This is a genomic window from Klebsiella sp. AqSCr (assembly GCF_008452795.1).
GTDB classification, from domain to species: domain Bacteria; phylum Pseudomonadota; class Gammaproteobacteria; order Enterobacterales; family Enterobacteriaceae; genus Klebsiella; species Klebsiella pneumoniae.
The window spans coordinates 3,167,477-3,193,493 of sequence record NZ_MJDM01000005.1 but is presented as its reverse complement, the minus strand read 5'-3'; the positions used below and the strand labels follow the sequence as shown (position 1 = coordinate 3,193,493).

27 protein-coding genes are annotated in these 26,017 nt (G+C 59.6%); 13 read left to right on the top strand and 14 right to left on the bottom strand.

Features of this window, described 5'->3' with window-relative positions; all coding sequences use genetic code 11:
• The first annotated feature begins 199 nt into the window (after positions 1-199).
• Positions 200-1,483, top strand: coding sequence for a citrate synthase (gene gltA, locus BHE81_RS19625; protein WP_002894943.1), 1,284 nt, complete (start codon positions 200-202; stop codon positions 1,481-1,483).
• 90 nt (positions 1,484-1,573) lie between these two features.
• Here gltA and nei read toward each other — a convergent pair whose 3' ends face one another.
• The 8 genes from nei to BHE81_RS19585 all read right to left on the bottom strand — a co-directional run bounded on the left by nei (position 1,574) and on the right by BHE81_RS19585 (position 7,907).
• The gene (nei, locus tag BHE81_RS19620; protein WP_004176853.1) at positions 1,574-2,365 is read right to left on the bottom strand and encodes an endonuclease VIII; all 792 of its coding nucleotides are present in this window, start codon (positions 2,363-2,365) and stop codon (positions 1,574-1,576) included.
• A 15-nt stretch (positions 2,366-2,380) separates the two neighbouring features.
• Positions 2,381-3,025, bottom strand: coding sequence for a pyroglutamyl-peptidase I (gene pcp / locus BHE81_RS19615; RefSeq protein WP_004183438.1), 645 nt, complete (start codon positions 3,023-3,025; stop codon positions 2,381-2,383).
• Positions 3,026-3,034: 9 nt separating this feature from the next.
• Positions 3,035-4,030, bottom strand: coding sequence for a DUF979 domain-containing protein (locus BHE81_RS19610; protein WP_149888823.1), 996 nt, complete (start codon positions 4,028-4,030; stop codon positions 3,035-3,037).
• Complete coding sequence (locus BHE81_RS19605; RefSeq protein ID WP_023302159.1) at positions 4,027-4,752, bottom strand: DUF969 domain-containing protein; 726 nt, start codon at positions 4,750-4,752, stop codon at positions 4,027-4,029. Before BHE81_RS19605 ends, BHE81_RS19610 begins: the two co-directional genes overlap by 4 nt.
• 81 nt (positions 4,753-4,833) lie before the next feature.
• Positions 4,834-5,577, bottom strand: a complete 744-nt coding sequence (gene pxpA, locus BHE81_RS19600) for a 5-oxoprolinase subunit PxpA (protein WP_023302160.1) — start codon at positions 5,575-5,577, stop codon at positions 4,834-4,836.
• Positions 5,567-6,499 carry a 5-oxoprolinase subunit PxpC gene (gene pxpC / locus BHE81_RS19595; RefSeq protein WP_004147614.1) on the bottom strand — a complete coding sequence of 311 codons (933 nt, stop codon included), beginning with the start codon at positions 6,497-6,499 and terminating at the stop codon, positions 5,567-5,569. The genes pxpA and pxpC overlap by 11 nt, the downstream gene beginning before the upstream one ends.
• Positions 6,493-7,149 (bottom strand): 5-oxoprolinase subunit PxpB, encoded by a 657-nt coding sequence (gene pxpB / locus BHE81_RS19590; RefSeq protein WP_004176857.1) that lies wholly within the window; start codon positions 7,147-7,149, stop codon positions 6,493-6,495. The genes pxpC and pxpB overlap by 7 nt, the downstream gene beginning before the upstream one ends.
• A gap of 14 nt (positions 7,150-7,163) precedes the next feature.
• Entirely contained in the window at positions 7,164-7,907 is a 744-nt protein-coding gene (locus BHE81_RS19585) for a type 2 GTP cyclohydrolase I (RefSeq protein WP_004176858.1), read from the bottom strand.
• Positions 7,908-8,174: 267 nt separating this feature from the next.
• Between BHE81_RS19585 and dtpD the strand changes: the two genes are divergently transcribed.
• Positions 8,175-9,653 (top strand): dipeptide permease DtpD, encoded by a 1,479-nt coding sequence (gene dtpD / locus BHE81_RS19580; protein ID WP_004199663.1) that lies wholly within the window; start codon positions 8,175-8,177, stop codon positions 9,651-9,653.
• Here the strand turns inward: dtpD and phrB are convergent.
• Positions 9,625-11,067 carry a deoxyribodipyrimidine photo-lyase gene (phrB, locus tag BHE81_RS19575; RefSeq protein ID WP_009308193.1) on the bottom strand — a complete coding sequence of 481 codons (1,443 nt, stop codon included), beginning with the start codon at positions 11,065-11,067 and terminating at the stop codon, positions 9,625-9,627. The genes dtpD and phrB overlap by 29 nt on opposite strands.
• A gap of 183 nt (positions 11,068-11,250) precedes the next feature.
• On the bottom strand, positions 11,251-11,460 hold the full coding sequence (locus BHE81_RS19570) for a DUF2517 family protein (protein WP_004142243.1): 210 nt from the start codon (positions 11,458-11,460) through the stop codon (positions 11,251-11,253).
• 306 nt (positions 11,461-11,766) lie between these two features.
• On the opposite strand from BHE81_RS19570, the gene kdpF reads away from it, so the two are divergent.
• The 6 genes from kdpF to kdpE are packed head-to-tail and all read left to right on the top strand — an operon-like array spanning position 11,767 to position 19,552.
• Entirely contained in the window at positions 11,767-11,856 is a 90-nt protein-coding gene (gene kdpF / locus BHE81_RS19565; protein WP_020323459.1) for a K(+)-transporting ATPase subunit F, read from the top strand.
• A complete protein-coding gene (gene kdpA / locus BHE81_RS19560; RefSeq protein WP_004142245.1) occupies positions 11,856-13,535 on the top strand; it encodes a potassium-transporting ATPase subunit KdpA in 1,680 nt (559 codons plus the stop codon). The genes kdpF and kdpA overlap by 1 nt, the downstream gene beginning before the upstream one ends.
• Before the next feature lie 20 nt (positions 13,536-13,555).
• On the top strand, positions 13,556-15,604 hold the full coding sequence (gene kdpB / locus BHE81_RS19555; protein WP_004147607.1) for a potassium-transporting ATPase subunit KdpB: 2,049 nt from the start codon (positions 13,556-13,558) through the stop codon (positions 15,602-15,604).
• Positions 15,605-15,614: 10 nt separating this feature from the next.
• Positions 15,615-16,190, top strand: a complete 576-nt coding sequence (kdpC, locus tag BHE81_RS19550; RefSeq protein WP_149888822.1) for a potassium-transporting ATPase subunit KdpC — start codon at positions 15,615-15,617, stop codon at positions 16,188-16,190.
• On the top strand, positions 16,191-18,878 hold the full coding sequence (gene kdpD / locus BHE81_RS19545) for a two-component system sensor histidine kinase KdpD (protein WP_004142255.1): 2,688 nt from the start codon (positions 16,191-16,193) through the stop codon (positions 18,876-18,878).
• Positions 18,875-19,552 carry a two-component system response regulator KdpE gene (gene kdpE / locus BHE81_RS19540; protein WP_002894776.1) on the top strand — a complete coding sequence of 226 codons (678 nt, stop codon included), beginning with the start codon at positions 18,875-18,877 and terminating at the stop codon, positions 19,550-19,552. The genes kdpD and kdpE overlap by 4 nt, the downstream gene beginning before the upstream one ends.
• On the opposite strand, the gene BHE81_RS19535 is transcribed toward kdpE, so the two are convergent.
• Genes BHE81_RS19535 through seqA form a run of 3 tightly spaced genes read right to left on the bottom strand, consistent with a single transcriptional unit; the run spans position 19,534 to position 22,247 of the window.
• On the bottom strand, positions 19,534-19,971 hold the full coding sequence (locus tag BHE81_RS19535) for a hypothetical protein (RefSeq protein ID WP_004893387.1): 438 nt from the start codon (positions 19,969-19,971) through the stop codon (positions 19,534-19,536). The two genes, kdpE and BHE81_RS19535, sit on opposite strands and share 19 nt — an antisense overlap.
• A 54-nt stretch (positions 19,972-20,025) precedes the next feature.
• On the bottom strand, positions 20,026-21,666 hold the full coding sequence (gene pgm, locus BHE81_RS19530) for a phosphoglucomutase (alpha-D-glucose-1,6-bisphosphate-dependent) (RefSeq protein ID WP_002894773.1): 1,641 nt from the start codon (positions 21,664-21,666) through the stop codon (positions 20,026-20,028).
• Positions 21,667-21,698: 32 nt separating this feature from the next.
• On the bottom strand, positions 21,699-22,247 hold the full coding sequence (gene seqA, locus BHE81_RS19525) for a replication initiation negative regulator SeqA (RefSeq protein ID WP_002894771.1): 549 nt from the start codon (positions 22,245-22,247) through the stop codon (positions 21,699-21,701).
• Between the two features lie 183 nt (positions 22,248-22,430).
• Here seqA and ybfF point away from each other — a divergent pair, with 183 nt between their 5' ends.
• The 5 genes from ybfF to BHE81_RS19500 all read left to right on the top strand — a co-directional run bounded on the left by ybfF (position 22,431) and on the right by BHE81_RS19500 (position 25,676).
• Positions 22,431-23,204 carry an esterase gene (gene ybfF / locus BHE81_RS19520; RefSeq protein WP_004152229.1) on the top strand — a complete coding sequence of 258 codons (774 nt, stop codon included), beginning with the start codon at positions 22,431-22,433 and terminating at the stop codon, positions 23,202-23,204.
• 133 nt (positions 23,205-23,337) lie between these two features.
• Positions 23,338-23,631, top strand: a complete 294-nt coding sequence (gene ybfE, locus BHE81_RS19515) for a LexA regulated protein (protein WP_002894767.1) — start codon at positions 23,338-23,340, stop codon at positions 23,629-23,631.
• 151 nt (positions 23,632-23,782) lie between these two features.
• Complete coding sequence (gene fldA / locus BHE81_RS19510; protein ID WP_002894765.1) at positions 23,783-24,313, top strand: flavodoxin FldA; 531 nt, start codon at positions 23,783-23,785, stop codon at positions 24,311-24,313.
• A 291-nt stretch (positions 24,314-24,604) separates the two neighbouring features.
• Positions 24,605-25,057 (top strand): ferric iron uptake transcriptional regulator, encoded by a 453-nt coding sequence (fur, locus tag BHE81_RS19505; protein WP_002894761.1) that lies wholly within the window; start codon positions 24,605-24,607, stop codon positions 25,055-25,057.
• Positions 25,058-25,178: 121 nt separating this feature from the next.
• Positions 25,179-25,676, top strand: a complete 498-nt coding sequence (locus BHE81_RS19500; protein WP_165859155.1) for an MFS transporter — start codon at positions 25,179-25,181, stop codon at positions 25,674-25,676.
• Here the strand turns inward: BHE81_RS19500 and chiQ are convergent.
• Positions 25,673-26,005 carry a ChiQ/YbfN family lipoprotein gene (chiQ, locus tag BHE81_RS19495; RefSeq protein ID WP_002894759.1) on the bottom strand — a complete coding sequence of 111 codons (333 nt, stop codon included), beginning with the start codon at positions 26,003-26,005 and terminating at the stop codon, positions 25,673-25,675. The genes BHE81_RS19500 and chiQ overlap by 4 nt on opposite strands.
• Positions 26,006-26,017 lie beyond the last annotated feature (12 nt).

The following is a 26,017-nucleotide window of genomic DNA, read 5'->3' as shown; positions in this document are numbered from 1 at the left end:
CTGCTAAAACGCTGATTTGCTGTTGTTTCACCGCAGCCCTGAAGGACGTGCCATCAAGCGCCGTTGCTCTGTACCCTGCCCTTTTCGCTGACGCAGAGCTGTGTGCAACATAACAAACTGGTAACGTATGCAGGCGCGGGCCGAAAGCAAATCCACCACCCGGCAGTCTTAAGCAATAAAGGCGCTAAGGAGACCATAAATGTCTGATGCTAAAGCAAAAATCACCCTGGGTGGTGACACTGCTATTGAACTGGATGTGCTAAAAGGCACGCTCGGTCAGGATGTTATTGATATTCGTAGTCTTGGTTCAAAAGGCGTATTTACCTTTGACCCAGGTTTCACATCAACGGCTTCTTGTGAATCTAAAATTACGTTTATCGATGGTGACGAGGGGATCCTGCTGCACCGCGGCTTCCCGATCGACCAGTTAGCGACCGAATCTAATTATCTTGAAGTCTGTTATATCCTGCTGTACGGCGAAAAGCCGACCCAGGCCGAATATGACGAATTCAAAACTACCGTCACCCGCCACACCATGATTCATGAGCAGATCACCCGTCTGTTCCACGCGTTCCGTCGCGATTCCCACCCGATGGCGGTGATGTGCGGGATCACCGGCGCGCTGGCGGCGTTCTATCATGATTCCCTCGACGTGAATAACCCGCGTCACCGCGAGATTGCCGCCTACCGTCTGCTGTCCAAAATGCCAACCATGGCAGCCATGTGTTACAAGTATTCTATCGGCCAGCCGTTTGTTTATCCGCGCAACGACCTCTCCTACGCCGGCAACTTCCTGCGCATGATGTTTGCGACACCGTGCGAAGAGTATGAAGTCAATCCGGTGCTGGAGCGCGCGATGGATCGTATTCTGATCCTGCACGCCGATCACGAGCAGAACGCGTCGACCTCCACGGTACGTACCGCGGGCTCCTCCGGCGCTAACCCGTTCGCCTGTATCGCTGCGGGCATCGCCTCCCTGTGGGGACCGGCACACGGTGGCGCCAACGAAGCGGCGCTGAAAATGCTGGAAGAGATCAGCTCCGTTGAGCACATTCCGGAATTTGTTCGTCGTGCGAAAGACAAGAATGACTCTTTCCGCCTGATGGGCTTCGGCCATCGTGTTTACAAAAACTACGATCCGCGCGCCACCGTGATGCGTGAAACCTGCCATGAAGTGCTGAAAGAGCTGGGCACCAAAGACGACCTGCTGCAGGTGGCCATGGAGCTGGAGCATATCGCGCTGAACGACCCGTACTTCATCGAGAAGAAACTGTATCCGAACGTCGACTTCTACTCCGGTATCATCCTGAAAGCGATGGGTATTCCGTCCTCCATGTTTACCGTTATCTTCGCCATGGCGCGTACCGTGGGCTGGATTGCGCACTGGAACGAAATGCACAGCGATGGCATGAAGATCGCCCGTCCGCGTCAGCTGTATACCGGCTACGCCAAACGCGATTTCCAGTCCGACATTAAGCGTTAATCGCACTGTCCGGATCATAAAAACGCGCCTGCTGGCGCGTTTTTTTATGCCTGATAACGCGCTTCATGCTGAAATCGCCCGCCAGCCGGCTTAATGCTGGCATCCTGGACACCAGTAAAATGGCCGCGAGGAGAGCGTCGTCTTCTCAATGATTCCCCCACAGCGTTCGCACCTTTCCCTATCGCGATGGAAGACCTTAAAGCGAAACAGCGCGCCATGATGCTTGTTGTCATCCACCAGACCGCGAGTACGATAGGACAGCCGCGGGATATCGAGCAGCGCGTGCGCCAGCGCATCCAGCTGACTGTCGCTCAGTTCAGCGGCTTTACGCTTACCGCTTAATCCCACCTGCCAGAGAATTTCCACCCGCAGATAGTTTCCGAGCCCGGCAAGAAAAGCCTGATCCAGCAGCAGGCCGGAAAACTGACGATTGCGGAATTTGGCCGACAGCAGCCGCGCTTTCACCTGCTCCGCGGTTAACGTCATGTCCAGCACGTCCGGTCCGACGCGCAGCAAGAACGGATGGTTGGCAACCTGCTCCGCCGTGAGGATATCAATGTCCGACGCGCTGTAGAGCAAAATCGCCTTGCTGGCGGTCTGCAGCCTGACGCGCAGTACGCGGTTCGATTGCGGCTCAACGCCGGCGTCCACCACACGCCAGACGCCGTACAGCTGGTTATGGCTATATAGGGTCAATCCGCCGGAGAAGTGGGTTAACAGGGCCTTGCCGCGGGTGGCGATATGGGTCACCCGCTGACCAGTTAGCTGAGTTTGATAGGGTTGCAACTGAGGAAAGGCGAACCAGACGTTGGTTAAGGGTTCGCCTTTGATTGCCGCCTCCAGTTTATCCGCCGCACGGCGGATCTCCGGACCTTCCGGCATACTGTCATCCTTCTGTTAATGGGTGGCGCCGCCGCCAATTTTGACATCGTCATCCTGTTCAAGGGCGACGGCAATCGCCGTTTCCAGCGCCGCGCGTACCGTCGCGACCGACATACTCGCCTGCCCCGGGTGGGCCGCCGCCTGTTCAGGCAGATAAGGAATATGGATAAAACCGCCCTTCTGCCCGCTTTTTCCCTGCAGCTGATGCAGCAAACCATACATCACGTGATTGCAGACGAAGGTGCCCGCGGTTTGCGACACCGAGGCCGGGATCCCCTGCTGGCGCAGCGCGCTGACGATCGCTTTGATCGGTAGCGTACTGAAGCAGGCCGCAGGGCCATTAGCGACGATCGGCTCGTCGATCGGTTGCTGGCCTTTATTGTCGGGGATCCGCGCATCATCGACATTGATCGCTACACGTTCGACGGTAATATCGACACGGCCGCCGGCCTGTCCGACGGCAATCGTCAGCCGCGGTTGATAGGTTTCCAGCGCCGCCTTCAGCACCGTCAGCGCTTCGCCGAATACGCAGGGTAACTGTTTAGCCACCACCTGCTGTCCGCGAATAATCATGCCATCCAGCTGCTTAACCACTTCCCATGAAGGATTAACCGTTTCGCCGCCGAACGGCTCAAAACCGGTAATCAATACGCCAGCCATCATCCCTCCTTACAGGAACATCAGGAAATAGAGTAAGAATACATTGACGATAAGCAACAGGATACCGGTCGGTATCTGGGCTTTAATCACCGCGTTTTTATCCGGCAGTTCCAGCAGCGCCGCCGGGACAATATTGAAGTTCGCCGCCATCGGCGTCATCAGCGAGCCGCAGTAGCCGGAAAACATACCAATCGCCGCCATTACCGCCGGATTGCCGCCGTGCTGCAGGACTAAAATCGGAATGCCAACTCCGGCGGTCACAATCGGGAAAGCGGCAAAGGCGTTGCCCATCACCATTGTCAGCACCGCCATGCCGATGGCATACACAGCCACGGCGATAAAGCGGTTATCGACCGCCAGATAGTGCTCGGTCAGCCACGAAATGCTGGTTCCGACACCCGCCGCGGTGAACAGCAGCCCCAGCACCGCGAGGATTTGCGGCAGGATAAAGGCCCAGCCGACGGAATCAAGCAAACGGCGCGCTTCCTGCATTGGCTGCGCCACCGTTTCATGCGTCATACTAATCGCCATCGCCAGGCCAATCAGCGTACCGACAGTCATCGAGAACAGAGTGATCAGCGTCGCGTGGTTGCCCGGTCCGAAGAGCGCCACCTGCCATGAGGGCAGATTGTTAAACAGCAGTACGCCAATGACGGTGACGACCGGAATCGCCAGCGCCGGAAAGAAAAGTTTGTTGCCGAGGCGTTTCGCGCTGGCGGTTTTCTCTTCCTGGCTACGCTGATGGTAGCTGCCGAGACGCACGCCGCCAAAACCGGCGATCAGCGCCAGGATGACCACCACCCCGCCGACAGCGATATTCACCGTACGCTTATCGCCCACCAGTTGATATGTCCAGTCGCCGAGCAAGAACACCAGCCCGTACAGGCCCCAGAACAGACCGGTTGTCAGACGCCGCGGATTGCTTTTGTCGCGCCAGGACATGATAGCCACGACCAGCAGTACCGCGCCGGCCAGCCAGTATAAATAGGTTTGCTGGAAATTCATGCCGCACCGCCTTTCGCCTGTCCGACGTTTATCCGGTCCAGCTCGCGCTGGAGATGGCGATCGAGTCGCCACAGGCGCGCGGCGTGGATCAGAAAGGCGCAGATCGCCGTCGGGATCCCCCACAGGGCAATATGCAACGGTTCTGTCTGGATCCCACCCGACTCCAGCATAAAGTTGTGCATGAAGATGATCGCGCCGAAGGCGACAAAAATATCTTCGCCGAAGAACAGCCCGACGTTATCGGTCGCCGCCGACATCGCGCGCAGGCGGTACCGTACATTGCCCGGCAGCGGGCCAAAGCGCTTTTCCGCCGCCCCCTCCGCCATCGGCGCCAGCAGCGGGCGCACCATTTGCGGATGTCCGCCGAGGCTGGTCAACCCCAGAGCGGCGGTGGCTTCGCGCACAAACAGATAGACGATCAGCAGACGTCCGGCGGTCGCGCTATGGATCTTCGCGATCCACGCCTGCGCCCGCTCTTTCAGACCATGGCGCTCCAGCAGCCCGATCACCGCCAGCGGCAGCAGCAGAATAAACGGCAGATTACGGGTATTCAGGAAGCCCTCGCCCAGTTTCTCCAGAATAGTGGCTATTGGCATATGCGCCGCCACGCCGGTGACGATCCCGGAGATAATCACCACCAGCACCGGGTTAAAGCGTAATACAAAACCGACCACAATCACGGCAATGCCGATTAGCGGCCAGAGGGATATCGCCTCTTGCATAATAACGTCCTGTTCAGTTGTGAGTATTGTGAGTGTTGTTAATTATTTGATTTAATTATTATTAATAACTTAGGCGGACTATTACTCGAGGTCCGCGCTGACGTCGATATTCCGCCTGGCAAACGCGGCGCGCAAGCGTCGGGCGAAATCGAGCGCGTGAGCGCCATCGCCATGCAGGCAGACCGTTTCCGCCTTTACATGCGCCCATTCGCCGCTCAGGCTGCGCACCCGATTGTGCTGCACCATTTCCAGCGTTTGCGCCAGCGCCTGCTCTTCGCTCTCAATCAGCGCGCCCGGTTGGCTACGCGGCACCAGGCTGCCGTCGGCCTGATAGCCGCGATCGGCGAAGACTTCCTGGCGCGTCGTCAACTGATAATGCTGTCCGGCGCGGATAAGCTCGCTGCCCGCCAGCCCAACCAGCACCAGGTCGGCGTCGGCATCGCGCACCGCACGAGCGATAGCGTCGGCCAAAGGCGGCTCTTTCGCCGCCTGGTTGTACAACATGCCATGCGGTTTGACGTGCCGCAGCTCGCCCCCCTGGGCGTGTACGATTGCCGCCAGCGCGCCAATTTGGTACAGCACCTGGGCGTAGACCGTCTCTGGCGGTAACTGCATCGCGGTTCGACCGAAATTTTCCCGGTCCGGGAAGCTCGGGTGTGCGCCAATAGCGACGCCGTTTTTCAGCGCCTCGCGCACGCATTGCTGCATGAGAACCGCATCGCCGGCGTGAAAGCCGCAGGCGATATTGGCGGAAGAGACCAGCTGCAGCAGCGCGCTATCGCTGGCGCAGCCTTCGCCGAGGTCGGCATTTAAATCAATTTTCATCGCTTAATCTCCAGGCCAGTTGTTCAAGGTAGCGCTGCTGGTCGGCGCGCGCTTTTAGCGCTTCCTCCAGCGAACAGGGGACGAAATGGATCGGCTGACCTAGCGGAATTTGCGCCAGTTGGTACATATCGGCTTCAATAATGCAGGCTATACGCGGATAGCCGCCGGTGGTTTGCGCATCGTTCATCAACACAATCGGCTGGCCGTTATGCGGTACCTGTACCACACCGGGCAGCAGGCCATGAGAGAGCATTTCCCGGTCGGTTGTGCGCCTGAGCGGCTGCCCCTGCAGGCGGTAGCCCATACGGTTGCTCTGCGGACTCAGCTTCCACGGCGAGCGCCAGAAAGACTCCTGCGACACGCTGTCGAATTCGTGATACTCCGGCCCCGGCAGCGCGCGAATAATATTGCCTATCGGCAGCTGTTTAACGCCGCGCGAGGCGCTAAAGCGGCGGGACGATTTCCCAATCTTCACTTGATCGCCATCCTGCAACCGGCGCCCTTCGATTCCGCCGATACCGACTTTCAGATCGGTAGAGCGGGAACCTAAAACTTCAGGGACATCAATACCGCCCGCGACCGCCAGATAGCTGCGGATCCCATGCTGAGGATTTTTCAGCACCAGCCGCTGCCCGGCCTTCGCCTCCATTCGCCAGCCCAACCAGACCGGCGCGCCGTCGAGCGTCGCTTCACAGGCGGCGCCGGTCAACGCGAACCAGCAGTGGCGGGTAAACTGCACATCGATCTGACCCAGCGTAATTTCCAGCGCCGCCGCCTCCGGCGCATTGCCCACCAGCAGATTGGCAATGGTCATCGCCGGTTTATCCAGCGCGCCGCAGCGGCTAATCCCCCACTGGCGCTGGCCTTCCCGGCCGCCATCCTGTACCGAGGTATACATGCCGGCGCGGATAAATTTCAACATACCCCCTCCTTCTGCGGCACAAAGCGCACGCGATCGCCGGAACGCAGCAGCACCGGCTCTTCACGTTTTGGATCGAATAATGCCAGCGGCGTGCGCCCCAGTAGCTGCCAGCCGCCCGGCGTCGCCAGCGGATAAATACCGGTTTGCGATCCGCCGATGCCGACGGATCCCGCCGGTACCAGTACGCGCGGCTCGGCGCGACGCGGCATCGCCAGCTGCTCCGGCAGGCCGCCAAAATACGGAAACCCCGGCTGGAAACCCAGAAACCACACCATATACTCCACCGAAGAGTGCAGTTCGACCACCTGCTTTTCGCTCAAACCGCTATGGCGCGCGACGTCGCCAAGATCTGGTCCCGCCTCGCCGCCGTAGATAACCGGGATACTTATCTCACGGGATTCCGGCTCCAGCGCATCGCTCTCTTCCCACCAGCGCTGCAGCTTGTCAATCGCCTCCCACGCCATCTCCTGCGGACGACGCAGCACAACGGTGATGTTGTTCATCCCCGGGATCACTTCAACCACCTCTTCGCGATCGGTCAACCGCTGCGTCAGTCCCCAGATACGTTTTTGGCTCTCCAGGGTCACCGGAGGCTCAAGCTCCAGGACCACCGCCGTTTCACCTAACAGATAACAACGCGCTCGCTGCACTTTCTTCTCTCCCGTCAGGCAGGGTTAGGAATATCAATAAAGGTAACATCCAGATCGGTCGTTTCCGTCAGCCATTCGCTGAGGGCGCGAATGCCGCCCCGCTCGGTGGCGTGGTGGCCGGCGGCATAAAAATGCAGGCCCTGCTCGCGGGCAGAGTGAATAGTTTGTTCCGACACTTCGCCGGTGATAAAGGCGTCCACGCCAAAGCGCGCCGCGGCGTCGATAAAGCTCTGGCCGCCGCCGGTACACCAGGCGACGCGGCTGACGGTGTCCGGCCCGGTATCGCCGCACCACAGCGGCTTGCGCCCCAGTCGCGCTTCGATCCACGAGGCCAGTTCGAGGCCGGAAACCGGCATCGACAGCTCGCCCCACGGCACCAGCGGTTCGATTTCGCCGAGCACGTTAATCCCCAGCAGATGCGCCAGCTGCGCGTTATTGCCCAGCTCCGGATGGGCATCCAGCGGCAGGTGCCAACCATAGAGATTGATATCGTTGGCCAGCAGGGTTTTCAGGCGACGGCGCTTCATGCCGCGGATCACTGGCGATTCGTTTTTCCAGAAATAGCCGTGATGAACAATCACCGCATCCGCCTGCAGACGGACGGCCTCATCCAGCAGCGCCTGGCAGGCCGTCACTCCGGTGACGATCTTGTGCACCGTTTCGCGTCCTTCCACCTGCAGACCATTAGGGGCGAAGTCACTGATGGCCGCACTATTGAGCTTGTCGTTAATCAGTTGTTCCAGTTCGCTATTTTTCATCGCCACTCCAGCAGATAATCAGGTTATACAAAGGCATAACATAACCATATCCATTCGGGTCGTCGATAGTCCGCTACCGGCACTGACCATGACTTTTTAACGAATCCCGCAATTTGTCTATTCATCCCGCCGCGCATTAGTGTATATTTATGCACTAATAAAGCATATTAAATAATCAGAAAGCCCCTCAAGCCATGAATATGACTGATAAATCGCTATTCATGCAGAACGATCGACTTTCGCTTTACGCCAGGAAACACACTTCATATGCAGACAACATCATCGCAACCGCGGGCGATCTACTACGTCGTGGCGCTGCAAATCTGGGAGTATTTTAGCTTTTACGGCATGCGCGCCCTGCTGATCCTCTATCTCACCAATCAGCTCAAATATGACGATAACCATGCCTACGCCCTGTTCAGCGCCTACTGTTCGCTGGTCTATGTGACACCGATCCTCGGCGGCTATCTGGCCGATAAGCTGTTAGGCAACCGGATGGCGGTCATGCTCGGCGCGCTGCTGATGGCCATTGGCCATCTGGTGCTCGGGGCCAGCGAAACCGCTCCGCTTTTCCTGTACCTGTCGCTGGCGATCATCGTCTGCGGCTACGGGTTGTTTAAATCCAACGTCAGCTGTCTGCTGGGCGAGCTGTACGAACCCGCCGATCCGCGTCGCGATGGCGGCTTTTCGCTGATGTATGCCGCCGGCAATATCGGCTCGATTATCGCGCCGATCGCCTGCGGCTACGTACAGGAGGAGTATAGCTGGGCGATGGGCTTTGCCCTGGCGGCCATCGGCATGGTCGCGGGGCTGGTGATTTTCCTCTGCGGCAACCGTCATTTCCAGCATACCGCTGGCGTCAACCGCCAGGCGCTGTGCGCGCGCCGCTTCCTGCTGCCGAACTGGGGCTGGCTGCTGGTGTTGCTGGTTACCGCCCCGCTGCTGATTGCGGTACTGTTCTGGCAGGAGTGGTCGGTGTATGCCCTGATCGTGGCCACGGCCATTGGCCTCGCGGTACTGGCGCGGATCTACCTGCGCGCCGAAACCGATAAACAGCGCAAGGATCTGCGCCTGATCGTCGTCCTGACCGCCTTCAGCCTGCTGTTCTGGGCCTTCGCCCAACAGGGCGGGAGCTCCATCAGCCTGTATATTGACCGCTTCGTTAACCGCCATATCATGAGCTACGAAGTCCCTACCGCTATGTTCCAGTCAATCAACGCCTTCGCGGTGATGCTCTGCGGGATGGTGCTGGCGTGGCTGGTGAAAGAGAGCGTGAACGGCAATCGCACCGTGCGCATCTGGGGGAAATTTGCCCTCGGTCTGGGCCTGATGAGCGCCGGGTTCTGCATTTTGACCCTCAGCGCCCGCTGGTCGGCGGCCTATGGTCAGTCGTCCATGCCGCTGATGGTGCTGGGTCTGGCGGTGATGGGCTTTGCCGAACTGTTTATCGACCCGGTCGCGATGTCGCAGATCACCCGCATTGAGATCCCGGGTGTCACTGGGGTGCTGACCGGTATCTATATGCTGCTCTCAGGGGCCATCGCCAACTATCTGGCCGGCGTTATCGCCGACCAGACCTCGCAGGCGTCATTCGACGCCGCCGGAGCGGTGAACTACTCCATTGACGCCTACATTACCGTCTTCAGCCAGATCACCTGGGGCGCGCTGGCCTGCGTCGGCGTGGTGCTGGTCATCTGGCTGTATCATTCGCTGAAAGTCAGGACCCGCCGTCTGGCGGTGGAGTAATTCCTTTTCTGGCGGCCTCCCAGGCCGCCAGCGTCTCCTGCCGCGCCTGCTTGTGATCAACTATCGGGCGCGAATAGTCCAGCGTGATCCCTTGTTTATCCGCCCACGCCCACGGCTGATGCAGGGCCTTCTCCGGCACCTTTGCCAGCTCCGGCAGCCAGCGACGTATAAACACCCCCTGTTTATCAAACTTTTCGCCCTGGGTGGTGGGGTTAAATATGCGAAAATAGGGCGCGGCGTCGGTGCCCGTTGAAGCCGCCCACTGCCAGCCGCCGTTATTCGCCGCCAGGTCGCCATCAATCAGCTGGCTCATGAAATAGCGCTCGCCCGCCCGCCAGTCGAGGCGCAAATCTTTCGTCAGGAAGCTGGCGACAATCATGCGCAACCGGTTATGCATCCAGCCGGTGGCGTTCAGCTGGCGCATGGCGGCATCAACAATCGGAAAACCGGTCTCCCCGCGCTGCCAGGCCTGCAGGGCGGCCTCCTCTGCGCGCCAGGCGACCTTATCTGTCCAGGCAGTAAATGGCCGTCCTTTACAGAGCTTCGGATAGTAGACCATCAGATGGCGGTAAAACTCGCGCCAGATCAGCTCGTTAAGCCAGGTGGCGCCGGCTCCGCCGTCCAGCGCGGCGGGATGTTCCGTCAGCAGACGATGCAGGCACTGGCGGGGGGACAGCACGCCGATGGCCAGGCAGGGCGACAGGCGACTGGTCCCTTCCACGGCCGGGAAGTCGCGCTGCCCCTCGTAATCCGCCGCCGCTTGCTGACAAAACGCGCGCAGACGCGCCAGCGCCGTTTTTTCATCCGCGGCAAACAGCAGCCCGTCAAACGGCGTTTGCGGGTAGTTAAGCTCAGGCAGCGGCGGCGCCTGGCGGGCAGGCGCCTGGCGCGGCTTCGGGGCCGCCACGCACGCCGGCAGTCCGTCCCGCAGACGGCGAATAAACGCATTTTTAAACGGGGTGAAGACTTTATACATTTCGCCGCCACCGGTCAGTACGCTGCCGGGCGGCAACAGGACGCTGTCGTCGAAGCCCTGGCAAATCACGTCGCGCAAGGTGTTCTCAACGGCGGCATCGCGCTGGCGTTCATTGAATTCGTACTGATAGTTGTAGAACAGGTGACTGACCTGATGCTGCTGGCAAAAATCGGCCAGCCGTTCGACGCTGGCGGTAAAATCGTCCGCCTCTTCTACCCACAGCGGTATACCCCGTTCCGCCAGCGCGGCATGCAGACTCTGTAAATGGCTGGCGATAAAAGCGGCCTGCCGTGGCGCCAGGTGATGTTCACGCCACTGCCCCGGGGTGGCGATATACAGCGCCAGCACCTGCGCCTGCGGATCGCGGCAGGCGGCAGCCAGCGCCAGGTTATCGTGAATGCGTAAATCCGTGCGTAACCAGACCAGATGGGTGGCCATATCACTCCTTATTATCCGTCAGCAATACTCATCTTATGATCTAAGCCGGCAAAAATAGCGCGCTCCGGCAAAATACGCACCAGCCAATTCCAAGGCGGCGCATAAAAACGAGTGTAGACAAGCGGCGAAAAAAAACCGCCGGGGCAACCCGGCGGTCTTGTTATTTTCTTCGCAGCAGGAGGATTAATAGAAATCGTGAGCGGCTTTCTCCGCCTGCGCCATCCACACCGGCTGCTCGCTGGTTTTCGACCACACCCGGTGCAGCCAGCTGTAGTAGCGGGCGCGATCTTTCCAGAACAGCATCACCGGCAGCGCCGCGACGCCAGCCACGACGGCGAAAGCACGACGCAGCAAAATAATATGAGCAGGATAAGCTTTGTACAACGCCATCATTTCTCTCCCCTTTGTCAGGCCGGCAAGCAGCGCCGGTAAAATTAATCATGTTTGTCTGAGCAAAATAATACCGCTCTGCTTGTAATTTTACTACTCATCCGACCACTAAAAAGCACGTATTTATACTTAATTTACATTCGCCACGTAAATTAGTTACGAAAAAGTTAAATTAATACTAACCATCAGTTAATTTGTGCCTTTGTCATTTTTATACTTTTTTTACACCGCACCCGCGGATTTTTGCGAAATCTTTGCGCCGTAATTTCTATCCTCCAGGTAAATCGAAAACACACCCGGAGGTGGATTGTGACTGCAGGCGTACTCACTGGCGTTGGGCTGGTGTTCCTGTTACTGGCTTATCTGGTTTATGCCTTGATACATGCGGAGGCATTCTGATGGCTGCCCAGGGATTTTTATTATTAGCCAGCTATCTGCTGGTATTGCTGGTGCTGGCGCGCCCGCTGGGGATGTGTCTGGCAAGAATGGTGAATGACATCCCGCTTCCCGGCCTGGCCGGGGTCGAGCGCGTCCTGTGGCGCGTGGCCGGGATCCGCGCCGAAGAGATGGGCTGGCTGCAGTATTTGCTGGCGCTCCTGCTGTTTAACGCCCTCGGCGGCCTGGCGCTGTTTGCCCTGCTGATGCTCCAGGGCGTGCTGCCGTTTAACCCGCAGCACCTGCCGGGGCTGTCATGGGATCTGGCGCTCAATACCGCGATCAGCTTTGTCAGCAATACCAACTGGCAGGCTTACGCCGGCGAAAGCACCATGAGTTATCTCAGCCAGATGGTCGGCCTGACGGTGCAGAATTTCCTCTCCGCCGCCACCGGCATCGCCGTGGTCTTCGCCCTGACCCGCGCCTTCGCCCGGCAGAAAATGTCGACCCTCGGCAATGCCTGGGTCGATCTGACGCGCATTACCCTGTGGCTGCTGCTGCCGCTCTCTCTGCTGGTGGCCCTGTTCTTTATTCAGCAGGGCGTGCCGCAGAATCTGCAGGCCTACCAGCCCTTTACCACCCTCGAAGGGGTGCACCAGCTGCTGCCGATGGGGCCTGTCGCCTCACAGGAAGCGATTAAGCTGCTGGGCACTAACGGCGGCGGTTTCTTCAATGCCAACTCCGCCCATCCGTTTGAAAACCCGACCGCGCTGACCAATCTCGTGCAGATGCTGGCGATCTTCCTGATCCCGGCGGCGCTGTGCTTCGCCTTCGGCGAGGTGGTAAGCGATCGGCGTCAGGGACGCGCCATCCTGTGGGCAATGACGCTGATCTTTATCCTCTGCGTCGCCGTGGTGATGTGGGCGGAGACCCGCGGCAATCCGCATCTGCTGACGCTGGGTGCCGACAGCAGCCTGAATATGGAAGGTAAAGAGAGTCGCTTCGGTATTCTCGCCAGCAGTCTGTTCGCGGTGATCACCACCGCCGCCTCCTGCGGCGCGGTCAATGCCATGCATGACTCCTTCACCGCGCTGGGCGGCATGGTGCCGATGTGGCTGATGCAGATTGGCGAAGTGGTATTCGGCGGCGTCGGCTCGGGCCTGTACGGCATGCTGCTGTTCGTTATGCTGGCGGTATTTATCGCCGGGCTGATGGTCGGCCGCACCCCGGAGTACCTCGGGAAGAAAATCGATGTCCGGGAAATGAAAATGATCGCCCTCGCCATTCTGGTCACCCCGACGCTGGTGTTGCTCGGCACGGCGCTGGCGATGATGACCGACGCCGGCCGCGCCGGGATGTTCAACCCTGGACCGCACGGCTTTAGCGAAGTGCTGTACGCCGTCACCTCGGCGGCCAATAACAACGGCAGCGCCTTCGCTGGCCTGGGCGCGGCGACGCCGTTCTGGAACCTGCTGCTGGCGTTCTGCATGCTGGTCGGCCGCTTCGCCGTCATCATTCCGGTGATGGCCATCGCCGGCTCGCTGGTGGCGAAGAAAATTCAACCGGCCAGCCCCGGCACCCTGGCCACTCACGACGCCCTGTTTATCGGTTTACTGATCGGCACCGTGCTGCTGGTGGGCGCCCTGACCTTTATTCCTGCGCTGGCGCTTGGCCCGCTGGCTGAACACTTTTCCTTACTTTGAGCGATGCGGAGCACCCTGTTATGAGTCGCAAACAATTAGCCCTGCTGGAGCCGACGCTGGTGCGCCAGGCGCTGCTGGATGCCGTGAAAAAACTCAGCCCGATGGTGCAATGGCGCAATCCGGTGATGTTTATCGTCTGGGTGGGCAGTCTGTTAACTACCCTGCTGGCGATCGCCATGGCTGGCGGCGCCCTGACCGGTAGCGCCACCTTTACCGCCGCCGTCAGTATCTGGCTGTGGTTTACCGTGCTGTTCGCCAACTTTGCCGAAGCGATGGCGGAAGGCCGCAGCAAAGCCCAGGCCAACAGCCTGAAAGGGGTGAAAAAAACGGCCTTCGCCCGCAAACTGCGCGCCCCGCAGCATGACGCGCCGGTCGACCACGTGCCGGCGGAAGACCTGCGCAAAGGCGACGTGGTGCTGGTGGAAGCCGGGGATATTATCCCCTGCGATGGCGAAGTCATCGAAGGCGGCGCCTCGGTGGACGAAAGCGCCATTACCGGCGAGTCTGCCCCGGTGATCCGTGAATCCGGTGGCGATTTTGCCTCGGTGACCGGCGGGACACGCATTCTCTCCGACTGGCTGGTGATCCGCTGCAGCGTGAACCCGGGAGAAACCTTCCTCGACCGGATGATCGCCATGGTGGAAGGCGCCCAGCGCCGTAAAACGCCGAACGAGATCGCCCTGACGATCCTGCTGATCGCCCTGACGCTGGTGTTCCTGCTGGCCACCGCCACCATCTGGCCCTTCTCGGCGTGGAGCGGCAATGCGGTCAGCGTTACCGTACTGGTCGCCCTGCTGGTGTGCCTGATCCCGACCACCATCGGCGGGCTGCTATCGGCCATCGGCGTCGCCGGGATGAGCCGTATGCTCGGCGCCAACGTGATCGCCACCAGCGGCCGCGCGGTGGAAGCCGCTGGCGACGTCGATGTCCTGCTGCTGGATAAAACCGGGACCATTACCCTCGGCAACCGCCAGGCTTCCGCCTTCCTGCCGGCTCGCGGCGTGGAAGAGCGAACCCTCGCCGACGCCGCCCAGCTCTCCTCGCTGGCGGATGAAACCCCTGAGGGGCGCAGCATCGTGGTGCTGGCGAAACAGCGCTTTAATCTGCGCGAACGCGATCTGCAGTCGCTGCACGCCACCTTTGTCCCCTTTACCGCGCAAACGCGGATGAGCGGCATCAATATCGATCAGCGCATGATCCGCAAAGGGTCGGTGGACGCCATTCGCCGCCACGTGGAGGCCAACGGCGGCCACTTCCCTGCCGATGTCGATAAACAGGTGGAAGAGGTCGCCCGCCAGGGGGCCACGCCGCTGGTGGTCGCCGAAGGCGAAAAGGTGCTGGGGATTATTGCGCTCAAAGATATCGTCAAAGGCGGCATCAAAGAACGTTTCGCCCAGCTGCGCAAAATGGGCATTAAAACGGTGATGATCACCGGCGATAACCGCCTGACCGCCGCGGCGATCGCCGCCGAGGCCGGCGTCGATGATTTCCTCGCCGAAGCGACGCCGGAAGCCAAGCTGGCGCTGATCCGCCAGTATCAATCGGAAGGTCGGCTGGTGGCGATGACCGGCGACGGCACCAACGACGCGCCCGCGCTGGCTCAGGCCGACGTGGCGGTGGCCATGAACTCCGGCACCCAGGCGGCGAAGGAAGCGGGCAACATGGTCGACCTGGATTCCAACCCCACCAAGCTGATTGAGGTGGTCCATATCGGCAAACAGATGTTAATGACGCGCGGCTCGCTGACCACCTTCAGTATTGCCAACGACGTGGCGAAATATTTCGCCATTATTCCGGCGGCGTTTGCCGCGGTCTATCCTCAGCTGGCCATGCTGAACGTGATGGGCCTGCATTCGCCCTCATCGGCGATCCTCAGCGCCGTTATCTTCAACGCGCTGATCATCGTCTTCCTGATCCCGCTGGCCCTGAAAGGCGTCAGCTATCGCCCGCTCTCCGCCTCGGCGATGCTGCGCCGCAACCTGTGGATCTACGGCCTCGGCGGTCTGCTGGTGCCCTTTATCGGTATTAAAGCCATCGACCTGCTGCTGACCCTGAGCGGTCTGGTGTGAGGAACAAACTATGTCATTGATTCGTCCAGCACTTGTGCTATTTATTCTGTTAACGCTGCTCACCGGCGGCGTCTATCCTCTGCTAACCACCTGCCTGGGACAATGGTGGTTTAACTCACAGGCCAACGGCTCGCTGATCCGCCTGAACGGTGAAGTGCGCGGCTCGGCGCTGATTGGCCAGAACTTCACCGCCGCAGGCTATTTCCAGGGCCGCCCGTCGGCCACCGCGGAGACGGCGGATAATCCCATGGCCTCTGGCGGCAGCAACCTCGCCGCCAGCAACCCGGCGCTGGATAAAGCGGTGAGCGAGCGCGTGCAGGCCCTGCGCGCCGCCAACCCGGACGCCGACCCGCGGGTGCCGGTCGAACTGGTCACCACCTCGGCGAGCGGTCTCGATAACAACCTGACTCCGGCCGCCGCGCTGTGGCAGGGGCCCCGGGTGGCTCAAGCGCGCCAGCTGAGCGTTGAGCAGGTAACCCAGTTGGTGAATCAGGCCACACAAACCCCGCTGCTGAGCTTCCTTGGCCAGCCGGTGGTCAATATACTGCAACTCAATATGGCGCTGGATGCCCTGAAGGATAAGTAAATGAGTGACGAGCCGCTGCGCCCGGACCCTGACCGCCTGCTGCAGCACACCGCCGCCCCGCATCGCGGCAAACTGAAAGTGTTCTTTGGCGCCTGCGCCGGGGTGGGGAAAACCTGGGCGATGCTGGCGGAAGCGCAGCGGCTGCGCGCCCAGGGGCTGGATATTCTGATTGGCGTGGCGGAGACCCACGGCCGTAAAGAGACCGCCGCGATGCTGCAGGGCCTGAGCACCCTGCCGCCGCGGCGGCTTGCCCATCGCGGGCGGTACGTCTATGAGTTCGATCTCGACGCCGCCCTCGCCCGCCGTCCGGCGCTGATTCTGGTGGATGAGCTGGCGCACAGCAATGCGCCAGGCTCCCGCCATCCAAAGCGCTGGCAGGATGTGGATGAACTGCTGGAGGCCGGGATAGATGTTTTCACTACCGTTAACGTCCAGCATCTGGAAAGCCTGAATGACGTCGTCAGCGGGATCACCGGCGTGCAGGTGCGGGAGACGGTTCCCGATCCCTTCTTTGACGCCGCGGACGACGTGGTGCTGGTGGACCTCCCCCCTGACGATCTGCGCCAGCGGCTCAATGAGGGCAAAGTCTACATCGGCGGCCAGGCCGAGCGCGCTATCGAAAACTTTTTCCGCAAGGGCAATCTGATTGCGCTGCGCGAGCTGGCCCTGCGCCGCACCGCCGACCGCGTCGATGAGCAGATGCGCGCCTGGCGCGACCGCCAGGGCCAGGAGAAAGTCTGGCACACCCGCGATGCGATCCTGCTCTGTATCGGGCACAACACCGGCAGCGAAAAGCTGGTGCGCGCCGCCGCCCGGCTCGCCGCCCGCCTGGGCAGCGTCTGGCATGCGGTGTATGTCGAGACCCCTTCCCTGCACCGGCTGCCGGAAGGCCGGCGGCGGGCTATTCTCGCCGCGCTGCGTCTGGCCCAGGAGCTGGGGGCCGAAACCGCCACCCTCTCCGACCCGTCGGAAGAGAAAGCGGTCCTCCATTACGCCCGCGAACATAACCTCGGCAAAATCGTCATTGGCCGCCAAAGCAAGCGCCGCTGGTGGGATCGCAGCGGCTTCGCCGATCGTCTGGCTCGCCATGCGCCGGACCTCGATCTGGTGGTGATCGCCCTCGATGAGAAACCCTTCCCCCTTGCCGCACGCGCCAGCGACAGCCGTCCGGCGCTGGAGAAATGGCGCCTGCAGCTGCAGGGCTGCGCGGTGGCGGTGGCGCTATGCGCCATCATTACCCTGGTGGCCATGCAGTGGTTGATGGCCTTCGAAGCCGCCAACCTGGTGATGCTCTATCTGCTGGGGGTGGTGATCATCGCCCTGGTCTATGGCCGCTGGCCGTCGGTGCTGGCGACGGTGATCAACGTCATCAGCTTCGATCTCTTTTTTGTCGCCCCGCGCGGGACGCTGGCGGTGTCGGATGTCCAGTATCTGCTCACCTTCGGCGTGATGCTCACCGTGGGCCTGCTTATCGGCAACCTCACCGCCGGCGTACGCTACCAGGCGCGGGTGGCGCGCTACCGTGAACGCCGTACCCGCCATCTGTATGAGATGTCTAAAGCGCTGGCGGTGGGTCGTAGCCAGCAGGATATCGCCACCACCAGCGAGCGGTTTATCGCCTCCACCTTTCAGGCCCGCAGCCAGCTGCTGCTCCCGGACGCCCAGGGAAAACTGCTGCCCTTAACCCACCAGCCAGGGCTGACCCCGTGGGATGATGCCATCGCCCGCTGGAGCTTTGATAAGGGCCAACCTGCCGGCGCCGGCACCGATACCCTGCCCGGCGTGCCGTATCAGATCTTGCCCCTGAAGAGCGCCGCCCGCACCTGGGGACTACTGGTGGTGGAGCCGGAGAATCTGCGCCAGCTGATGATCCCGGAGCAGCAGCGGCTGCTGGAGACCTTTACCCTGCTGGTGGCCAGCGCCCTGGAGCGCCTCACCCTGACCGCCAGCGAAGAGCAGGCCCGGCTGACCAGCGAGCGGGAAAGCCTGCGTAACTCGCTGCTCGCCGCCCTGTCGCACGATCTGCGTACTCCGCTGACCGTGCTGTTTGGCCAGGCGGAAATTCTGACCCTCGATCTGGCCAGCGAAGGTTCAAAGCATGCTCCGCAGGCCAATGAAATTCGCCAGCATGTGCTCAACACCACCCGGCTGGTGAACAATCTGTTGGATATGGCGCGGATCCAGTCCGGCGGCTTTAATCTGCATAAGGAGTGGCTGACGCTGGAGGAAGTGGTCGGCAGCGCGCTGCGCATGCTCGAGCCAAGCCTCGGCGGCCAGCATATTCAGCTGGATTTACCCGATCCCCTCCAGCTGGTGCATGTCGACGGGCCGCTGTTCGAGCGGGTGCTGATCAACCTGCTGGAAAATGCCCATAAGTATGCCGGCGCCCGGGCGAGCATCGGCATTCGCGCCGAGGCGGACGCCCGGCAGCTGTCGCTGGAGGTATGGGATAACGGTCCTGGGATCCCGGCAGGCCAGGAACAGACTATCTTTGATAAATTCGCCCGCGGCAACAAAGAGTCGGCGATCCCTGGCGTCGGGCTGGGCCTTGCCATCTGTCAGGCCATCGTCGACGTCCACGGCGGGACCATCTCCGCCAGCAACCGGCCCGAGGGCGGCGCCTCATTCCGTGTTACACTGCCGGGAGAAACGCCCCCTGAACTGGAAGAGCTACCTGAGGAATTGTGATTAACGTTCTGATTATCGAAGACGAACACGCTATCCGACGCTTTCTGCGCACCGCGCTGGAAGCCGACGGCATGCGCGTATTTGAAGCGGAAACCCTGCAGCGTGGGCTGATTGAAGCCGCCACCCGTAAGCCCGACCTCGCGATCCTCGATCTCGGCCTGCCGGATGGTGACGGCATTGATTTTATTCGCGACCTGCGTCAGTGGAGCCAGATGCCGATTATCGTCCTGTCAGCGCGTAGCGAAGAGCATGACAAAATTGCCGCCCTGGATGCCGGCGCCGATGACTACTTAAGTAAACCCTTTGGCATCGGCGAGCTGCAGGCCCGTCTGCGCGTCGCGCTGCGTCGCCACGGCGCGGCGCAGGCCGATGAGCCGGTGGTGCGCTTCGCTGACCTGGAGGTCAATATCCCCGCCCGCCGCATCCTGCGCGGCAGCGAAGAGATCCACCTGACGCCTATCGAGTTTCGCCTGCTGGCGGCGCTGTTGAATAATCCCGGCAAAGTGCTTACCCAGCGCCAGCTGCTGAATCAGGTGTGGGGGCCTAACGCCGTGGAGCACAGCCACTATCTGCGGATCTATATGGGTCATCTGCGACAAAAGCTGGAGGCCGATCCGGCACGGCCGCAGCATTTGCTGACCGAGACCGGGATTGGCTATCGCTTTATGCCCTGAATCCCGCCTCTGCAGTACCAGAGGCTGGCGATTTTCAGCCCTTCAGAGAGCAGCAGAAAGCCTGCCAGGATCGCTACATGCCGGACCCCGGCAGCCTGAATCAGCCACAGGCCCAGCGATAGCGAAGGCTGCATAAACAGCAGCCTGAGCGGCGCCTGCCCCCAGGCCAGCCACAGCGCATAGCGGCTCTGGTGGAAAAAAAAGATCATCGATAGCGGGATGCTGATAATCAGCAGAACATTCAGCGGGTACAGCCAGACCGCCGCGGAGCCCCAGGTGTGCAGCAGCTGGAGATAAGCCAGCAGATCGTCGTAAAAAGGGAGGCGGCGGTGGGCAATATTCCACCATAAGAATTGCAGGACGAAAAAGAGATCCATCCACGCCCAGAACAAAAAAAGAGACTTCCGTTGTATTTTCATCGCTATCCTTGCGAAAAAAATCAGGCCCGCAAGGGGCCTGATGGTAATGCGTCGTTAAGCGTTCTTCAGCACTTCGCTGACAATCTCTACCGCTTCTTTTTCAATCAGCTTGCGATGCTCTTCGCCGAGGAAGCTTTCGCAGTAGATCTTGTAGGCGTCTTCAGTGCCTGACGGACGCGCCGCGAACCAGCCGTTGTCGGTCATCACCTTGAGGCCGCCAATCGCCGCCCCGTTGCCCGGCGCCGCGGTCAGACGGGCAGTGATCGGATCCCCCGCCAGGGTGTCAGCGCTGACCATTTCCGGAGAGAGCTTGGACAGCGCCGCTTTCTGCGCGGAGGTCGCGGAAGCCTGCAGACGGTTGTAGCTCGGCGCGCCGAAGCGTTCCGCCAGTTCGTTGTAATGCTCCTGCGGGTTTTTCCCGGTCACCGCGGTGATTTCCGCCGCCAGCAGGCACATGATGATGCCGTCTTTATCGGTGGACCACGGCGTGCCGTCGAAGCGCAGGAAGGAGGCCCCGGCGCTCTCTTCGCCGCCGAAGCCGAAGCTGCCGTCGAACAGGCCGTCGACAAACCACTTAAAGCCCACCGGCACTTCCACCAGCTTGCGGCCCAGATCGTTCACCACGCGGTCAATCATCGCGGAGGAGACCAGCGTTTTACCCACCGCCACCTCTTTGCCCCACTGCGGACGATGCTGGAACAGATAGTTGATCGCTACCGCCAGGTAGTGGTTCGGGTTCATCAACCCCGCCGGGGTCACAATCCCGTGGCGGTCGTAATCCGGGTCGTTAGCAAACGCCAGATCGAACTTATCGCGCAGCGCCAGCAGGCCGGCCATCGCACACTCTGAGGAGCAATCCATGCGGATGGCGCCGTCTTTATCGAGGTGCATAAAGCGGAAGGTCTGATCCACCTGATCGTTAACAATGGTCAGATTGAGCTTGTAGTGCTCGCCAATGCGTTTCCAGTATTCGATACCGGACCCGCCCAGCGGATCGACGCCCAGCGTCAGGCCGGCTTTCTGGATTGCGGCCATATCGACGATATCCGCCAGCCCCTCAATGAACGGCTGCACCAGATCCTGTTCTTTAACGTGGCCAGAAGCCAGCGCCGCGTCCAGAGAAATGCGTTTCACGCCCTGCAGGCCCGCGGCCAGCAGTTCGTTGGCGCGGTTTTCCACCACTTTGGTGACGTTGGTATCAGCCGGGCCGCCGTTTGGCGGATTGTACTTGATACCACCATCTTCCGGCGGGTTGTGTGACGGGGTGATCACAATGCCGTCCGCCAGCGGACCGCCTTTTTTGTTATGCACCAGAATCGCGTTGGAGACCGCCGGCGTCGGGGTGAAGCCGTTGTTTTCCTGCACGATCACGTCGACGCCGTTGGCGGTTAACACTTCCAGCACCGAAATAAACGCCGGCTCGGAGAGGGCGTGGGTATCTTTGCCGACATAGCACGGACCGGTGATCCCGTTTTTCGCACGATCTTCCGCAATGGCCTGGGCGATGGCCAGGATATGCGGTTCGTTGAAGTTGTGGCGCGCCGCGCTACCGCGATGGCCAGAGGTGCCGAATTTTACCGCATGCTCCGCATTACCGACTTCAGGCTTCAGCACGTAGTACTGAGCAGTCAGTTGGGCGACGTTAATCAAATCACTCTGTTGCGCAGGCTGCCCCGCACGTTTATCGATTGCCATTGCCTGATCCTTCTGGTGCAAATGTTAAAAAGCTAGATCGTGCCGCAAACCTTTTCAATCAGCTCCGCAGGGAACTGCATCGACTGCATGATGTGCTCAATCATGCTGCATTTACGGCCGGTATTGGTATTGGTGATCACCCACCACGGTGTACCAGGAACCTGTTTCGGTTTGGTCTGATTACCGCTTTTCAGCAGCGTACGCGCATCTTCCGCGAAGTAAACGCGCGTGCGGCCGTGCAGAGACTCGGTGGCCTCGGCAAATGCTTTACTGTCCAGGGAGTAGAGGGTCGTCAACACCAGCATAAAACGGTTCACCGCGCGCTTCTGCTCGGCGTATTCATCAGATAACAGCATCTCGCGCATGGCGCGGACTTTATCTTTCACCGGGTTAGCGGGTTTCACCTCAGCGACAGGCGCTGGCGCCAGCGTCGGCGCGGCTTTGCTGACCGGTGTAGCCGGTTGGGAAACGGCGGAAAATTTTAGCATACGCCGTAAAATGTCGGATGCGCTCTCGCCGATATGCAGAGTGTGGCTGGCAATATAGCGATAGAGTTCATCATCAACTTCAATTGTTTTCATCTTAATCCAGTGCGATATCTTTTCTGAATACAAATCGTTGGGATTATAAGTACAAATCCCAACCGCGGATAGCGTCAAACCAGGATGGCGGTAAAACTCAGAAAACTTCTGGGTCTTGCAGCCGGATGGCAGAATGTCCAACATAATACCCTAACCCGACGGAGCGAAAAAAAGAACTTTGCCATGAAATTAAATAGCCGAGCGCAATCTGCACAGAATCCGCACAACCACTCCCCGATCGTGCTGGTCCACGGTCTGTTTGGCAGCCTGGACAACCTGGGCATCCTCGCCCGCGACCTGATCGCCGACCATGATATTGTGCAAGTCGATATGCGCAACCACGGTTTGTCGCCGCGGTCGCCAGAGATGACCTACCCCGCCATGGCGCAGGATCTGCTTGATACGCTCGACGCGCACCAGATCGAGCGCGCCACCTTTATCGGCCATTCGATGGGCGGGAAAGCGGTAATGGCGCTTACCGCCCTGGCGCCTGAACGCATCAGCGGTCTGGTGGCGATCGATATCGCGCCGGTGGATTATCACGTTCGCCGCCATGATGAGATCTTCGCCGCTATCCGCGCCGTCAGCGAATCCGCCGCCAGCACCCGCCAGCAGGCGGCGCAGGTGATGCGCGAGCACCTGCAGGAAGAAGGCGTGATTCAGTTCCTGCTGAAATCATTCGTCGACGGCGACTGGCGCTTCAACGTGCCGGTGCTGTGGGACCAGTATCCGCATATCGTCGGCTGGGAAACCATCCCGGCCTGGCCGCACCCGACGCAGTTTATTCCCGGCGGCAACTCGCCCTATGTGACCGACGCCTACCGCGACGCGCTGCTGGCCCAGTTCCCGCAGGCCCGGGCCCACGTCATCGCCGGCGCCGGACACTGGGTCCATGCTGAGAAACCCGAGGCGGTGTTACGCGCCATCCGCCGCTATCTGACGAGCATCGCCGCCTGATTGGCTAAAATATGCCCGACCGCGCCGCAGAATGCCCGCGGTCGTTGGCGCAGCCGTTCGCCTGATGTATGATGGCGCGCTATCTGCGCCGGCTAGAGCCCGGCAGCTTGTTTCCCCGAAGTCACTCAGAATCATGGCAAAAGAACAAACGGACCGTACGACATTAGATTTGTTCGCAAACGAGCGTCGCCCGGGAAGACCGAAAACCAATCCGCTGTCGCGCGATGAACAACTGCGCATCAACAAACGTAACCAGCTGAAACGCGATAAGGTTCGCGGGCTGAAGCGCGTGGAGTTAAAACTCAACGCCGATGCGGTCGATGCGCTCAACGAGCTGGCGGAAGCGCGTAATATGAGCCGCAGCGATCTCATTGAAGAGATGCTGATGACCCAGTTAACCGCCCTGCGCAGCCAGGGAAAAGTCTAACTTTCCGCGAAAAACCCGCATTCATGTAGCAGAGTGTGCAGTCGGGCGTGATTGCTGTTTCCGCGCCCTTGCCTGTTCTGCTATGATTGCCGTTATCTATGGGCATTGCGTCCCTACCACATCATTTAAGTTTCAAGAGGTTATTTTACTCATGGCAATCATCGGCATCTTTTTTGGCAGCGACACCGGCAACACCGAAAATATTGCAAAAATGATTCAAAAGCAGCTTGGTAAAGATGTTGCTGATGTTCACGACATTGCCAAAAGCAGCAAAGAAGACCTGGAAGCCCACGACATCCTGCTGCTCGGTATCCCGACCTGGTACTACGGTGAAGCGCAGTGTGACTGGGATGACTTCTTCCCGACGCTGGAAGAGATCGACTTCAATGGCAAACTGGTGGCGCTGTTCGGCTGCGGCGACCAGGAAGATTACGCAGAATACTTCTGCGACGCGCTGGGCACCATCCGCGACATCATTGAGCCGCGCGGCGCGACCATCGTCGGTCACTGGCCAACGGCGGGGTATCATTTTGAGGCTTCCAAAGGCCTGGCGGATGACGACCACTTCGTCGGCCTCGCCATTGATGAAGACCGCCAGCCGGAGCTGACCAACGAGCGCGTTGAGAAATGGGTGAAGCAGGTTGCCGAAGAGCTGCACCTCGAAGAAATCAAAAACGCCTGATGATTAAGCGGCGCAATCATTGGGTTGCGTCGCATTAATAGACAAAAGCAATCAAACTAATAGCTACAAGTTTTTAACTTTTAATCACATATCTGTACAATGTCCTCTGATTCTACGAGGCACGTGACGCAGTTTGTAGCTGGTGCCTCGTTTTTGACAGCAAACCAGGCCTGATGCTTGCAGTTTTCATTTACCAGTGGCAGTTCTATAATGAGACGCATTACGTCGGGTTAATTTCTGTATGACTTCCGTTGAAGGAAGTAGATCGTTTAGCAACAGGACAGATTCCGCATGACTGACAACAATACCGCATTAAAGAAGGCTGGCCTGAAAGTCACACTTCCTCGACTAAAAATCCTTGAAGTGCTGCAGGAACCGGATAACCATCATGTCAGTGCGGAAGACTTATATAAACGCCTGATCGACATGGGCGAAGAGATCGGTCTGGCGACCGTTTACCGCGTCCTCAACCAGTTTGATGACGCCGGCATCGTGACTCGTCATAATTTCGAAGGCGGAAAATCCGTTTTCGAACTGACCCAGCAGCATCACCACGATCACCTGATCTGCCTCGACTGCGGCAAAGTGATCGAATTCAGCGACGACTCGATCGAATTACGCCAGCGTGAAATTGCCTCCCGCCACGGCATCCGCCTGACCAACCACAGTTTATATCTGTACGGTCACTGTGCGGAAGGGGATTGCCGCGAGGACGAACACGCCCACGACGCGGTGGAAAAATAATTCCCCGTTTCGCTGAGACTGAAAAGCCAACCTGCCGGTTGGCTTTTTTATGGGCGCCTCTGGCACCCTTCCCGCACACGCCCCTGGGGTGACTTTCCTCATCCCCGCTTTGTCCGGAGAGTTGATATGGAACTTCGCCAGCGGGGCGATCTCTGATCGGATCGGTCGTCGTCCGGTGCTGATGGGCATTACCGTGCTGGCCCTGCTCACCACCTGGCCGGTGATGCACTGGCTCACCGTCGCGCCCGATTTCACCCGTATGACGCTGGTCCTGCTATGGTTCTCGTTCTTCTTTGGCATGCATAACGGCGCGATGGTCGCGGCGCTTACCGAAGTGATGCCGGTACACGTCCGCACCGTGGGCTTTTCGCTGGCCTTTAGTCTCGCTACTGCCATTTTCGGCGACCTGACGCCAGCTATTTCCACCGCCCTGGTCGAGCTCACCGGCGATAAAAGCCCGCCGGGCTGGTGGCTAATGTGCGCCGCGCTGTGCGGATTCATTGCCACCGCGCTACTGTTCGTGCGGCTGAGCCGCGGCTATCAGCCGGCGGAGAGTCAGCGCAAAAAAACAAACGGGCGGAGATATGCCCCGCCCGTTTGCCGCTGTCGTCTGATTTAATGGGTCGTATTATTGCTGCGGATCTCCTTCCAGATCTGATCGCAGCGCGCTTTCACCGCCTGATCGTTGCCGGTGCGGGTGGCCTGAATACACTGTTGGTAATCCAGGACGCGAACGCTCTCCTGGTTGGCGAACTGCTGGTGCTGTTTATCCTTTTTCAGCACATTCAGTACGCTCTGGCAGGCTTCAATCTTGTCCGGATTCCCTTCCGCCGTATTAATACAGGCGCTATAGGCATCTTTCAGTTTGGTGTCTTCTTTCGGCGCCGGCGACGTGGTGCAGGCCACCAGGCCCGCTGCCATCATGGCAATAAGCAGCATTTTTTTCATTGTCGTTCTCCC

Coding starts and splice junctions, on each gene's coding strand:
- gltA (WP_002894943.1), top strand. CDS start 200: ATGTCTGATGCTAAAGCAAAAATCACCCTGGGTGGTGACACTGCTATT.
- nei (WP_004176853.1), bottom strand. CDS start 2,365: ATGCCGGAAGGTCCGGAGATCCGCCGTGCGGCGGATAAACTGGAGGCG.
- pcp (WP_004183438.1), bottom strand. CDS start 3,025: ATGGCTGGCGTATTGATTACCGGTTTTGAGCCGTTCGGCGGCGAAACG.
- BHE81_RS19610 (WP_149888823.1), bottom strand. CDS start 4,030: ATGAATTTCCAGCAAACCTATTTATACTGGCTGGCCGGCGCGGTACTG.
- BHE81_RS19605 (WP_023302159.1), bottom strand. CDS start 4,752: ATGCAAGAGGCGATATCCCTCTGGCCGCTAATCGGCATTGCCGTGATT.
- pxpA (WP_023302160.1), bottom strand. CDS start 5,577: ATGAAAATTGATTTAAATGCCGACCTCGGCGAAGGCTGCGCCAGCGAT.
- pxpC (WP_004147614.1), bottom strand. CDS start 6,499: ATGTTGAAATTTATCCGCGCCGGCATGTATACCTCGGTACAGGATGGC.
- BHE81_RS19585 (WP_004176858.1), bottom strand. CDS start 7,907: ATGAAAAATAGCGAACTGGAACAACTGATTAACGACAAGCTCAATAGT.
- dtpD (WP_004199663.1), top strand. CDS start 8,175: ATGCAGACAACATCATCGCAACCGCGGGCGATCTACTACGTCGTGGCG.
- phrB (WP_009308193.1), bottom strand. CDS start 11,067: ATGGCCACCCATCTGGTCTGGTTACGCACGGATTTACGCATTCACGAT.
- BHE81_RS19570 (WP_004142243.1), bottom strand. CDS start 11,460: ATGATGGCGTTGTACAAAGCTTATCCTGCTCATATTATTTTGCTGCGT.
- kdpA (WP_004142245.1), top strand. CDS start 11,856: ATGGCTGCCCAGGGATTTTTATTATTAGCCAGCTATCTGCTGGTATTG.
- kdpB (WP_004147607.1), top strand. CDS start 13,556: ATGAGTCGCAAACAATTAGCCCTGCTGGAGCCGACGCTGGTGCGCCAG.
- kdpC (WP_149888822.1), top strand. CDS start 15,615: ATGTCATTGATTCGTCCAGCACTTGTGCTATTTATTCTGTTAACGCTG.
- kdpD (WP_004142255.1), top strand. CDS start 16,191: ATGAGTGACGAGCCGCTGCGCCCGGACCCTGACCGCCTGCTGCAGCAC.
- BHE81_RS19535 (WP_004893387.1), bottom strand. CDS start 19,971: ATGAAAATACAACGGAAGTCTCTTTTTTTGTTCTGGGCGTGGATGGAT.
- pgm (WP_002894773.1), bottom strand. CDS start 21,666: ATGGCAATCGATAAACGTGCGGGGCAGCCTGCGCAACAGAGTGATTTG.
- seqA (WP_002894771.1), bottom strand. CDS start 22,247: ATGAAAACAATTGAAGTTGATGATGAACTCTATCGCTATATTGCCAGC.
- ybfF (WP_004152229.1), top strand. CDS start 22,431: ATGAAATTAAATAGCCGAGCGCAATCTGCACAGAATCCGCACAACCAC.
- ybfE (WP_002894767.1), top strand. CDS start 23,338: ATGGCAAAAGAACAAACGGACCGTACGACATTAGATTTGTTCGCAAAC.
- fldA (WP_002894765.1), top strand. CDS start 23,783: ATGGCAATCATCGGCATCTTTTTTGGCAGCGACACCGGCAACACCGAA.
- fur (WP_002894761.1), top strand. CDS start 24,605: ATGACTGACAACAATACCGCATTAAAGAAGGCTGGCCTGAAAGTCACA.
- chiQ (WP_002894759.1), bottom strand. CDS start 26,005: ATGAAAAAAATGCTGCTTATTGCCATGATGGCAGCGGGCCTGGTGGCC.